The organism is Myxococcus xanthus (assembly GCF_006402735.1).
GTDB classification, from domain to species: Bacteria; Myxococcota; Myxococcia; order Myxococcales; family Myxococcaceae; genus Myxococcus; species Myxococcus xanthus_A.
The window spans coordinates 3,670,038-3,682,163 of the sequence record NZ_CP017174.1 but is presented as its reverse complement, the minus strand read 5'-3'; the positions used below and the strand labels follow the sequence as shown (position 1 = coordinate 3,682,163).

General features: G+C 68.7%; 9 protein-coding genes. 3 read left to right on the top strand and 6 right to left on the bottom strand.

The genetic code is table 11. From position 1 onward, the window contains the following. Nucleotides 1–6 precede the first annotated feature (6 nt). The 4 genes from BHS09_RS15580 to BHS09_RS15565 form a co-directional block, all read right to left on the bottom strand. Entirely contained in the window at nucleotides 7–231 is a 225-nt protein-coding gene (locus tag BHS09_RS15580) for a hypothetical protein (protein WP_140790891.1), read from the bottom strand. A 53-nt stretch (nucleotides 232–284) separates the two neighbouring features. Next, entirely contained in the window at nucleotides 285–2,396 is a 2,112-nt protein-coding gene (locus tag BHS09_RS15575; protein ID WP_140790889.1) for a M13 family metallopeptidase, read from the bottom strand. Nucleotides 2,397–2,552: 156 nt separating this feature from the next. Continuing rightward, nucleotides 2,553–5,864 (bottom strand): C45 family autoproteolytic acyltransferase/hydolase, encoded by a 3,312-nt coding sequence (locus tag BHS09_RS15570; protein WP_140798259.1) that lies wholly within the window; start codon nucleotides 5,862–5,864, stop codon nucleotides 2,553–2,555. Nucleotides 5,865–6,011: 147 nt separating this feature from the next. After that, nucleotides 6,012–7,010: a hypothetical protein gene (locus BHS09_RS15565; protein WP_140798258.1), complete on the bottom strand. Its 999-nt coding sequence runs from the start codon at nucleotides 7,008–7,010 to the stop codon at nucleotides 6,012–6,014. Nucleotides 7,011–7,024: 14 nt separating this feature from the next. Between BHS09_RS15565 and BHS09_RS15560 the strand changes: the two genes are divergently transcribed. Next, nucleotides 7,025–7,243 carry a VOC family protein gene (locus BHS09_RS15560; protein ID WP_335929701.1) on the top strand — a complete coding sequence of 73 codons (219 nt, stop codon included), beginning with the start codon at nucleotides 7,025–7,027 and terminating at the stop codon, nucleotides 7,241–7,243. Between the two features lie 199 nt (nucleotides 7,244–7,442). Beyond that, nucleotides 7,443–8,117 (top strand): PAQR family membrane homeostasis protein TrhA, encoded by a 675-nt coding sequence (gene trhA, locus BHS09_RS15555; protein WP_174260550.1) that lies wholly within the window; start codon nucleotides 7,443–7,445, stop codon nucleotides 8,115–8,117. A 16-nt stretch (nucleotides 8,118–8,133) separates the two neighbouring features. Here the strand turns inward: trhA and BHS09_RS15550 are convergent, their stop codons facing one another. Then, the gene (locus BHS09_RS15550; RefSeq protein ID WP_140798257.1) at nucleotides 8,134–8,538 is read right to left on the bottom strand and encodes a hypothetical protein; all 405 of its coding nucleotides are present in this window, start codon (nucleotides 8,536–8,538) and stop codon (nucleotides 8,134–8,136) included. Nucleotides 8,539–8,629: 91 nt separating this feature from the next. Further along, nucleotides 8,630–9,523, bottom strand: a complete 894-nt coding sequence (locus tag BHS09_RS15545) for a 1,4-dihydroxy-2-naphthoyl-CoA synthase (protein ID WP_002640507.1) — start codon at nucleotides 9,521–9,523, stop codon at nucleotides 8,630–8,632. 252 nt (nucleotides 9,524–9,775) lie between these two features. Here BHS09_RS15545 and eutB point away from each other — a divergent pair, with 252 nt between their 5' ends. Continuing rightward, nucleotides 9,776–12,100 carry an ethanolamine ammonia-lyase subunit EutB gene (gene eutB, locus BHS09_RS15540; protein ID WP_140798256.1) on the top strand — a complete coding sequence of 775 codons (2,325 nt, stop codon included), beginning with the start codon at nucleotides 9,776–9,778 and terminating at the stop codon, nucleotides 12,098–12,100. Nucleotides 12,101–12,126 lie beyond the last annotated feature (26 nt).

The following is a 12,126-nucleotide window of genomic DNA, read 5'->3' as shown; positions in this document are numbered from 1 at the left end:
TGACGCTCAGGGCCGAGGCGGCTCCCCGACCTTGGGAGCCGCCGTGGCGGAGGCGCGGCGCTTCGGGATGATGGAGCGCCGCGGCCCCTTGAGGGCCACGCCCAACAGCATGGTGGCTGGGAGCAGCATTCCCAGCCCCTGACTGAAGTTGTCAGGGGGCTTCACGATGGCCCCCAACACCAACACGGAGAACAGCAGGCCACAGACGAGCCGGACAGCGAGAGCGTTCACGCCTCCAGCCTAAACAGCCCGTGGCCGCTGTCCACCGGCCCCATACCGCGGGGCTACCAGATCTTGACGCGCTGCTCGGGCGGCAGCCAGTTGGCGTCCCCCTCCTTCACGCCGAAGGCCTCGTAGAACTCCGGCATGTTCCGGACGACGCCGTTGACGCGGTACCGCGGCGGCGAGTGGGGGTCGGTCAGCAGCATCTGCCGCATGGCATCGTCCCGGTACAGGCCGCGCCAGATCTGCCCCCAGCCCAGGAAGAAGCGCTGGTCGCCGGAGAAGCCGTCGATGACGGGTGGCGTCTTGCCCTGGGTGGACAGCTTGTAGGCCTGGTACGCCACGGTGAGGCCGCTCAGGTCACCGATGTTCTCACCCAGCGTGAGCTTGCCGTTGACGTTCATGGCCTCCAGCGGGCTGAAGCCGTTGTACTGATTCACCAGCATGTTGGTGCGCTGCTCGAAGCCCGTCTTGTCCTCGGGCGTCCACCAGTCACGCAAGTTGCCGTCGCCGTCGGAGCGGCTGCCCTGGTCGTCGAAGCCGTGGCTGAACTCGTGGCCGATGACGCCGCCGATGGCGCCGTAGTTCGTCGCGTCGTCCGCCTCCGGGTCGAAGAACGGTGGCTGGAGGATGGCGGCCGGGAAGACAATCTCGTTCATCGTGGAGCTGTAGTAGGCATTCACCGTCTGCGGCGTCATGCCCCATTCCTCGCGGTCGATGGGCTTGCCCAGCTTGCCCACCGCGCGCTGGTGATCGAACAGTTCGCCCCGGCGGACGTTGCCCACCAAATCACCGGCGACGATGTCCAACGACGAATAATCCCGCCACTTGTCCGGGTAGCCGATCTTCACGCCGAACTTCTCCAGCTTGGCCTGGGCCTGCGCCTTGGTGGCGGGGCTCATCCAGTCCAATCCGTCAATGCCCTTGCGGAAGGCCTCGCGCAGGTTGGCCACCAGCTCCTGCATGCGCTTCTTGGAGTCGGGGCTGAAGTGGCGCTCCACATAGAGCTGGCCCACGGCCTCGCCGACGACCTCGTTCACCTGGGCCACGCCGCGCTTCCAACGCGGGCGGTTCTCCTCCAGGCCCTGGAGCGTCTTTCCGCGGAACTCGAAGTGCGCTTGGTCGAAGGCGCTGCTGAGCAGCGGCGCGCGGGTGTCCAGCACCTTCAGCGCCAGGTACTGCTTGATGACCGGCAGCGGCGTGGACTTCAGCAACCCGCCCAGGGCCTCCAGGTAGTCCGGCTGACGGACGATGACGGAGGGCGTGGCCTCCGCACCGGACGCCTTGAGGAAGCGGCCCCAGGAGAAGCCCGGCGTCAGCGCGTCCAGCTCCGCGACCGTCTTGGGGTTGTACGTCTTCTCGCGGTCGCGGTTGCGTGCCCGGTCCCACTGCTTCGCGGCCAGCGCCGTCTCGAACGCCATCACGTCCTGGGCGGCCTTCTTCGCGTTCTTCTCACCGGCCAGCGTGAGCAGCTTCTCGATGTAGGCCACGTACGCGGCGCGGACCTCGACGAAGCGCGGCTCCTGCTTGGTGTAGTAGTCCCGGTCCGGCAGGCCCAGGCCCAGCTGCGTGGCGTAGACGGTGTAACGCGTGGCCTGCTTCTGGTCCTGGCCCACGAAGATGCCGAACGGCACCGGCACGCCTTCGCGCAGCAGCGTCGCGAACAGCTCCGGCAGCGCGTCCGCGCGCTTCACGGCCTTCACGCGCTCCAGCTCGTCGCGCACCGGCTTCAGGCCCAGCGACTCGATGTGCTGGGTGTCCATGAAGCTGTTGTAGAGGTCACCCACCTTCTGCGCGGTGGAGCCCGGGTGGCGCTCCTTCGCCGTGGCGGACTCCTCGATGATGGCGCGCATGGCCAGCTCGGCCTTGTCCACCAACTCGATGATGGTGCCGTACCGGGCGCGGTCCGCGGGGATGGACGTCGTCTTCAGCCAGTTGCCGTTGACGAAGGTGTAGAAGTCGTCCTGCGGCCGGACATCGCGGTCCAGGTGCTTCAGCTCCACGCCCAGCGAACGCACGGCTTCCGTGGAAGCGGCCTGGGCGGCGGGCACAGCCGGAGGGGGCGCGTCATCGGAGGGGGCCGGCTGCTGCGTGGTGGCACAGCCGGTGAGGAGCAGGGTGCCCAAGGCGCTGCGGGCCCAGGCACGGCGGGAGAAGGTCTTCAGGGGGCTCAATGCGGCTCCGAGAGGAATGAGGGGCGGCGAATGCTGCCAGACGCGGAGGGTCGTCGTCCCTCCGGGCAGGCGGGAAAAACACCCGGGCCCGTCCCCTATTCCTTGGAGCGGGCCCCACCCGCACATTCCCCGCGGTGGGGCCCCTCGCAGCGTGCGCTAACGCTGCGGCTGGCCCAGCACCGGCGCCGGTACAGGCGTGGGCGCTGGCGCGGCGGGCGGGGCAGCGGGCGTCACCGCGACGTCCTGGGCCAGCGCGTCCACGTCGTGGAAGCCCTTGGCGCTCACCTCGGCGCCCCGGTACAGGGCCCAGCCCGGCAGGCCGCGCTGGTAGGCGCGCGTCATGTGCCAGAGCTGAAGTCCACTGTTGGAAACGAACAGGTACATCGACCGCTTCGGGTTCCAGGGGTTCGGCAGCGCCACGGCCAGGCCATCATCCGGGCGGCCGTACGTCTTGCCCTGCCAGCGGAAGTAGCGCCGCCCCAGCTCCACGGGGAGCTTCTTCTCGGTCGCCAGCCGCGCCAGCAGCGCGTTGTCCTCCGCGCCGCCGAAGAGGACCAGGTCCCGGTCCGCCAGCTCCGCGTCCGTCACCTCGGCGTCCGGCTTGATGGGCATCAGGTACTCCACGAACGCGTCCGCCAGCACCTCCCGGTAGCCCAGCGCCAGCGTGCGCATGGACTCCGTCTGGCGCGCCGTGCCGTGCACCAGGAGCAGCTTCTCCCAGGCGTCGAGCTGGTTCGACAGCGTCTGGTGGTGCTCGCGCGGCACCGGGATGTCATTGCCGGCGTTGAACACCACGCGGACGGGCGGCTCCGCAGTGCGGAAGGTGAACGTCTCGTTGAGGCCCTTCACCTCCACGCGCTCCAGCGTGGCGCCCTTCGCGGTGCGCACCTCCACCATCGCAACGAAGTGCCAGGGGCGCGAGCCGGGCTGCTCCACCTTCAGCGTCACCTCGTAGCCGTCCTTCACCTGCGCGGCGCTGGCACGGATGCGCGGCTGCGGCAGTCCGGTCTGCTCCACCCACTGCGACACGAAGAGGCCCACGTCCCTGCCGGTGGCCTCCAGCACCGCGCGCTTGAAGTCCGCGGTGGTGACGTTCTTGTTGGCGTAGCGGCCATGCAGGGCGTTCATCGCCTTGGAGAAGTGGGCGTTGCCCAGCAGCAGCCGGAGCTGGTGCAGCAGGAAGGTGCCCTTGATGCGCGGCAGCATGTAGGCGCCGTAGCGGCCGTAGTCCGTCTTCGCGGAGGCCGGCACCACGTCCGTCTCGCGCGAGGTGGTGAAGAGGTAGCGCGCGTTGAGGTCGGCCAGCGCGTTGCGCTGGTACTCGAAGGCCTTGTCTGACGTGTCTCCGTCCGCCGGCAGGTCCTTGAGCAGCTTCCAATACGCGGCGGTGCCGCTGACCAGCCAGTTCTCCCCATCCGTCGCGGGAAACACGGTGTTGGCCCACAGCAGGGGCCTGCCAAAGGCGAACGCGTCCTTCACCTTCGACACGTCGCGCTTGAGGGCGGCGGGCTCGGCAGGAGGCGTCCAGCCCTTGCGAGCGGCCTCCAGCTTCTCCGCGACGACGACGGGGCTGAAGGCCGTGTAGCCCAGCGACAGGTGCGGCGTGGCGCCGGGCAGGTCGGGAATCCACCGGCCCCCCACCATCTTCTCGCGCAGCGTCGTCTTGCCGTAGTGGGCCAGGAACATCAGCTTCTGGGCCATCTCCGACGTGGTGACCTTGCCGTCACACGCGTGGGGCCGGTTGATGGGGCTGGAGGCCATCATCCGGATGGCGGTGTCCAGGTCGAAGCCCTTCTTGCCGTGCTTCGCGTAGTACTCCCAGAAGGCGATGTCGCGGTTCCAGGTGTTGAAGGACAGGTCCACCGGGGCGTTGTCCGGGTTGGGCACGTACTCCTTGCGCACCTCCAAATCCCGGTTGTTGTTGTTGGCCCAGATGAAGTCCTTGAGGTTGCCCGGCGTGTCCCCGGCCTGTCCCTTGCCGCCGGTGCGCCACAGGCGCGTCTTCTTCGTCCCCAGCAGCAGGCACGCGCCCTCGTCCGTCTTCGTGTCCGCCAACGTCCAGTCGTTGGTGTAGAGGCCGTTGTTGCCGTCCTTCATGATGCGGGCGACGTCGTCGATGGACGACGCGTACTGCGCGGCCTTGCGGATGCGGTTGCTCTGGGGCGTACCATTCATGTCGAACGGCGACTGCCCCACCGTCGTCTCGCCAATGACGATGCCGGCGGCATTGACGTACCAGTCCGAGCCGCTGTGGATGCCACCCGGGAAGGTCTGCATCACGAAGCGGTGGCCCTTGGTGGGCTTCACGTCCAGCACCACGTCCCAGTGCACGCCCGTGTAGCCGCCCCACATGAAAATCTGCCCCATGATGGCGCGGCCATCCGGGGTGGCGGACTTCGTGGCCACGAAGGAGGAGCAATGGTCCCCCTTCCCCGCCCGCTCCGCGTCCTCCTCCGCCTTGAGGAAGGTGCGACCGGTGAGCGGCGTGCCCGTGGCCCGGTTCGCCTCGGCGAGCTGCCCCGCGTCCACGGCGGAGTTGAGCGTGACGATGTCCAGCAGGTCCAGCTCGCGGTCCTTGAACTTCGCGCCCGCCTTGTTGGCGCCGTCCGCGATGCCCTTCATCTCCTCCAGGAACTCCGCGTCGTACTTGCGCAGGAAGAGCGCATCCGCGAGCAGCCGCTGGTGGTTCCACCCCTTGGAGGCATCCGTCTTGTCCTTCTCGATGCCGAGCTTCTCCATGTAGCGGACGATTTCCTGCGGCACCAGCTGGCCGAACTGGTGGCCCCGCTCGTAGGGCTCGCCCTCGATGTGGACGTAGATCCACCCGCCCTCGTCATAGCGGAAGCCCTTGCCGGCCCAGCGCACCGACTCCAGCGGAATGTAAGCGGTGATGTCGTCCACCTTCTCGATGCGGACGTCGTCGAACCAGGCGGTGCCCGTGGCCTTGCCGTTGCGGCCCAGGTGGAGCTGCACCCGGTCCGAGGACTGGGTGGCGAAGAAGAGCACCGACGCGCGGCCTCCCGCTTCCGCTGCGGGCGCGGGTGAGCAGTTGGTGAAGGGGAAGCTCTTCATCGACAGGCAGGCGCCGTGCGCCGTGGGGTAGCGCGCCTGCGGGTCCGCCTGGACGCCTCGCGTGCGCACCCAGGCGCTGAGCCGATAGAGCTGGCCCACCTGGAGCTTCATCGCCTCGGACTCCACCGTTGTCTCGGCGCCGCCCACCGGGTTCTCGATGGCCAGGCCGCGAGCGCCCTCCACCTTCGCCGCGGCGCTGCCGGACACCTTCCCCTGCCCTCGGGACTTCCAGAAGGCAGGGAGCGAGCCGGAGCCGCCTGCAATCTCGAAGTTCCCGTTGGGCACGGCGACGGGCGTGGAGGCGGGCGCGGCGGCCCATGAGGGTGCCGCATGGAGCGTGCTCGCGGACAGCAGCAGCGCGCCAAGCAGCTTGGACGTCATGCGAAAGGCGGACATGAGGCTCCCAGCCCGGAAGGGATACCGGGCGACGGGTGGAGGTGGCCGGGGCGCATGACACCCCCGCCCTCCCCGAGCGTCAATCGCGATGAACCACGACACGGCGATGACGCACGGCGGCTACCGCGCTGTCCGCATGTCCGTCCCTCAGCGAAGGACCCAGGCGCTCGTGCGGAGCAGCAGCCGGGCCGCGCGCCGCACGGTGTCCACGTGGCGCGCCGCGGTCGCTGGCGGGGTGACCGGCGCATCCCAGTCGAAGGTACGGAGCCGGTTCAGGAAGCCCTGTTGGACGCAGCCCTCCAGGCTGAAGACGTGGAGGTCATGCGTCCAGCGCACCGCCAGACGCAGGTCGCGTGAGAACTCCGTCCAATCCAGGGGCCTCGCGGCGAAGGCGCCGGGGAGCTCCACGCCCCCGCCAGTGACGCCCACCGCCAGGGACTGACTTCCGGGCCCGTAGCTCCAGAGCACGGAGGGGCCATGGGGCCGCAGGAAGCTGGTGTAGAGCATGAGGACCTCGCGGTCCGCCGGCAGGTCGAGCACCCCCGCCAGCCGCTGCACCAGCGTGGAGCGCGACTCCCGCTCGTCCACGATGATGGGGAACTGGTAGGCATCCACCCGATAGCCGTCCGCGCGGATGCGCTCCATCAGCCGCGCGTACCCTGCCCTCGCGTCCCGGATGCGGTGCCCCTGCACGAGCCTGGGCAGGATTTCGCCCAGTTGCCGCCACCCGCCCTCCATCCACCGTCGCAGCTCGCGGATGTCCGGCTCGATGTCCAGCCCCACGCCCTCCCACGTCAAGTGGTGCTCGGCCGTCCACGCCTGGAAGGCCTCGTAGCGCGCCGTGGCCTGCGCCACATTGCCCGCATGGAACCAGTAGCCCTCGTCGGTGGGCAGCAGCAGCCACGCCGTGACGGGAATGCCCATCCGGTTCAGCCGCTGGACCACCTGGGCCCGCTCCGGCCCCAGATCGAGCAGGCCCAGGCTCACCCCGGCATCCAGCGCCACCAGGTCCTCCTCGACGCCAGGAGTGGCGAATAGCTCACGCAGAGGCTCCGCCTCCAGCTCGCAAAAGAAGGTCAGCATGTGAGGTTTCATGTCAGCCTCGCGCCTCCCCGCGCACCGCTCGACGTCCGTGAGCCATACCACCGTGAAGGAGCAACATGGAGTTCCACAAGGGCCGGCTGTTCGATCACGTCCATCTGCGCCTCCAGGACCTCGATGCCAGCAAGCAATTCTATCGCGCGGTGCTGGTCGTGTTGGGCGTGCCCTTCTTCAGCGAGAGTCCACACCACCTCTCCGCCGACGAACTGTTCGTCGACCGGGGTTCGTCCTGGCCCCGGATGGGAACAACATCGAGGCCGTGTTCCATGGCCCGGTGACGCGCTCGTCAGATTCCGTGGTGATGAAACCAGCGTTCTGACGCGGAGCATATGCCTGGCCGCGAACCGGCGGTGGTGTCTTCCGGTTCGCACCCGCGGCCGTACGCCGCTGGACGCTCGGGCGCTCGGGGCGTCAGAAGCTGGACGGGATGTACCGCGCGCTGACGCGAGGGTGACGTGCGATGATTACGAGCAGGTCATGGCGTCCCCAGATGGCACTGACACCTTGCTCCTCATCGAGAGCGTCAAGCCCCGGCTCCGAGGCGTCTCCCACGCCGTGGCCTTCGTGGCGGCGCTGCTCGGGTGCATCCAACTAGCGCTGATGCCGGTGCGCGGCCCCCAGTACCTGGCCGACCTCGTGTTCGGTGGCAGCCTGGTGCTGATGTTCGGCGTGAGCGCCACCTACCACCGCTTCACCTGGGGCATGGACGCGTACCGGCGCATCCAGCGCTTCGACCACGCGGCCATCTACATCCTCATCGCGGGCTCATTCACGCCCATGGCCACGCTGGACACCACGGGTGACACCAGCCTGTATCTGCTCTGGTTGATGTGGATCGCCGCGCTGACGGGCGCGGGCCTCACGCTCCTGGGCGTGCACACCTCGCGAGGGCTGCGCTCCGCGCTCTACGTCGCGCTGGGCGCCGTGGCCGCGCCGGTGATGCTGCGGCTACCCGAGGTGATTGGCTCCGGGCGCGTCGCGTGGCTCGTGCTGGGCGGCGTGCTCTACACCGTGGGCGCGGTCATCTATGCGCGCCGCTGGCCCGACCCGATTCCCACCGTCTTCGGCTACCACGAAATCTTCCACCTGCTCGTCGTGGCCGCGGCGGGCGTGCACTACGCCGTCATCCTGGACATCGTCGGCAGCGCCTGACGCCGGTGTGACGGCGCTATCGCCGGTGGCAGCTGTCGTAGGGCCATTCCCGCTCGCGCTCACAGCGGACGAAACAGGCGTAGCAGTCTCCCACCCATCGTCCCCTCCCCGCGTCCTTGCACCGGGCATGGGTGTCCACGCAGCGCCGCTTCCATCCCGCCTTCGCGCCGACGTCCCGACTCGCCTCGTGCTCCTTCGCCACGGCCTGGATTTCCGCCAGGTACACGACGGCTTCCGAGGCGGAGAGGCCGCACAACTCAGGCTGCGCCGGATGACGTTGGAGGCAACACGAGATGGTGTCGAGACACGCCGTGGCGGGCGTGGAGGCTTCGCGACGGCTGACAGCGCCCGTGGTGCCGCTGGCGCAGCCCAGCGACAGGCTCACGAGCACGATGAGGAGGGACGCGGAGGGGTTCGGCATGGAAGAGGCCTAGAACACGAGGCCCCTTCCACCGACCATCACCCTGGATGGGTATTCCCAGGGCGTCCGCGCCGCCTCGGCGTCCGCGGGTTCAGTACGACCAGGGGAAGCGCTTGAAGTCGCGCTTGCGCTTCTGGACGAAGGCGTCGCGGCCTTCCTGCGCCTCATCGGTGCCGTAGGCCAGGCGCGTGGCCTCGCCCGCGAAGAGCTGCTGGCCCACCAGTCCGTCGTCGGGCAGGTTGAACGCGTACTTCAACATCTTGATGGCCGTGGGGCTCTTCGTGTTGATCTCCGCCGCCCACTCCAGCGCGAACTCCTCCAGCTGCGCATGGGGCACCACGGCGTTGACCATGCCCATCTGGAAGGCCTCCTCCGCCGAGTAGTTGGCGCCCACGAAGAAGATCTCCCGCGCCCGCTTCTGACCAATCTGCCGAGCCAGCAGCGCTGAACCGTAGCCCGCGTCGAACGACGCCACGTCCGCGTCCGTCTGCTTGAACACCGCGTGCTCCTTGCTGGCGATGGTCATGTCACAGACGACGTGGAGGCTGTGCCCACCGCCCACGGCCCAGCCCGGCACCACGGCGATGACGGCCTTGGGCAGGAAACGAATCTGCCGCTGGACCTCCAGGATGTGGAGGCGGCCCAGGCGCGCGGGGTCGGACTCTCCCTCCTCGCCCTCGTACTTGTAGCCGTCCTTGCCGCGGATGCGCTGGTCTCCGCCGGAGCAGAAGGCCCAGCCGCCATCCTTGGGCGACGGCCCATTGCCCGTGATCAGCACGCACCCCACGTCCGTCATGAAGCGCGTGGCCTCCAGCGCGCGGGACAGCTCATCCACGGTGCGGGGCCGGAAGGCGTTGCGGACCTCGGGGCGGTTGAACGCGATGCGGACCGTGCCCTGGTCCACCGCGCGGTGGAAGGTGATGTCCTTGAACTTGAAGCCCTCGACGGCCTTCCAGCGCGCCGGATTGAAGATGTCCGAGACCATGGTGTTCTCACTCGGGGGGGAAGAGAAGTGGATGCGCGCGGACCCTAGGCGCAGCGGCAGCGCCCGTCCAGGGATGCGCGCGCAGCCCGCACGGGCGCCATCTGTCCGAACCTCGCGGAAGTGCTCAGACTCCGGCCGGAGCTCTCCGTTGGGCGCCCTACAGCGACACGCCGCACCACCCGGGCCCTGCTTGTGCGCGGCGGGAAGACGGGTGTTCCCTTCCGCCATGCGAGTCCTGAGCGAGGGAGAACCATGCACCTGGACCCGAGGTTCCTGCTGCACCGACGCGCAGTGCTGACCGCGATGGTGGGAGGCGCGGCCGCCTCCGTCCTGGGCTGCCGGAGAAAACCGACGTCCACCCCCACGCCGGGAGGCGTCTACATCCCAGACGTGAAGTCGGGCGAGGACGTCTTCGGCTACGTCCAGCGGCTCCGGGGCGGCTTCGACGACACGCTCTACAAGCAGGTGCTGGGCGCGGCCAATACCTTCAAGGAAGGCGACGCGCTCGTGGGCGTCGCCGCCGCGGATGAGAACTCGCGTGCGAATGCGCGCAGGCTCTTGGGGCACACGCGGCTGGCGGACGTGCGGCGCTACCCTTTGCACCAGGATGCGTTGCACGCGCTGAGCCTGGAGGCCGAGGACCCGCAGGCCGCGGCGCTTACGGCGGACTGGACGTTGGGACGGCTGAGGCGGTTCCTGCTGGAGTCCGACGAGGCGGCCATTCATGCCATCAGCCCCGGGCTGGGCAGCGACGCCATTGGCTGCGTCGTCAAGCTGATGAGTGACGCGGAGCTCATCGCGCTGGGAAGCAAGGTGTTCAACCCGCTACCGGGCAGCAAGGTGGGCGCGCGGGGCTACATGGGGGCGCGCATCCAGCCCAACTCGCCCACTGACAACGTGGACGACATCCGCTGGCAGGTGTTCGACGGCTTCTCATACGCGGTGGGTGACGTGGTGCTGGGATGCAACCCGGTGTCCTCCACGCCGGAGTCCGTGGCCGCCATCGAGTCCGCCCTGCTCGAGGTGCTGGTGACCTTCGGACTGACGGACGTGCTGCCCCACTGCGTGCTGTCCCACATCGACGTGCAGGCGGAGGTGGAGCGGCGGCAGCCCGGCACCACGGGCGTCTGGTTCCAGAGCATCGCTGGCAGCGACAGCGCCAACGCGACCTTCGACATCTCCGTGGAGAAGATGCTCGCCTACGCGGACGGGCGCACCGGGCCCTACGGGCTCTACTTCGAGACGGGCCAGGGCGCGGATTTCACCAACGGCCACGGCCACGGCTACGACATGGTCCTCCACGAGTCGCGCAAGTACGGCTTCGCGAGGGCCCTGTCCCAACGTGTGTCCCGGGCGCGGCAGGGCGCGGCGCCATGGGTGCACCTCAACGACGTTGCGGGCTTCATCGGACCGGAGGTGTTCCGCACCCGCGAGCAGTTGGTGCGCTGCTGCCTGGAAGACATCGCCATGGGCAAGCTGCACGGGCTCACCATTGGCCTGGACGTCTGCTCCACGCTTCACATGGACGTGTCGCTGGACGACCTGGACTGGTGCATCGAGCGCATCATGCCGGCGAATCCCGCGTACCTCATGGCGCTGCCCACGAAGAACGACCCGATGCTGGGCTACCTCACCACCGGGTTCCAGGACCACGTCCGCATCCGCGAGCAGTTCGGCTACAAGGTGGATGACCGGATGTGGGCCTTCTTCCAGCGCCTGGGCGTCATCGACGTGGAGGGCAAGCCCACTCGCCACTTCGGAGACCCGGTCTGGGTCTATCTCCAGTACCTGCGCGCGAAGGGCGACACCCGGCCGGAGTCGGACATCCGGGCGGACGCGGAGCAGCAGTTGTCGGCGATTCGTGCGCGCGGCCTGCCCATGGCGCGCGGACACGGCACGCACCCGTGGGACCTGGAGCCCGCGCTGGACGCGGAGATGCGCCGTGTCTACGCGGACTCGAAGAAGAGCCTGTGGACGGAGCTGACGCCCGCCTTCATCAACGCCATGCCAGAGGGTGTGCGGCTGGAGTCGAAGTCGCAAGATCGGACGGAGTACATCCTCCACCCGGAGACGGGCGAACAGCTCGACGCCGCGTCCCTGGAGGCGGTGCGCGCGCTGAGGGCACGCCATGCGGGACGGTATGACGTGCAGTTGATGGTGTCCGACGGGCTCAACGCGCTGGCCATCATGGACGAGGGACAGCTCGCGCCTTATCTGGAGGCACTGCGCGCGGCGTTGATTGCCGAGGGGTACCAGCCTGCTCCGGAGCACCTGGTGCTCACGTCCGGGCGCGTGCGCGCGGGGTACCGGGTGGGCGAAGCGCTGTACGCGGGCCTGGAGGACGCGGCCCGGCACCGGGCCCTCATCCACGTCATTGGCGAGCGGCCCGGCACCGGCCACCACACCTTCTCCGCGTACATCACCGCGCCTCCCGGAGCCGTCTGGTCGCAGCCCGGCAAGGTGGACCACAACATCACCCGCGTGGTGTCCGGGGTCGCGCTCACTGCGTATGCGCCCGCGCTGGCCGCGCCGGAGACAGTGCGGCTGCTTCAGCAACTGACGCCCCAGGGCGGGTGACGTCCGGGGGCAGCGACGTGAGTCAG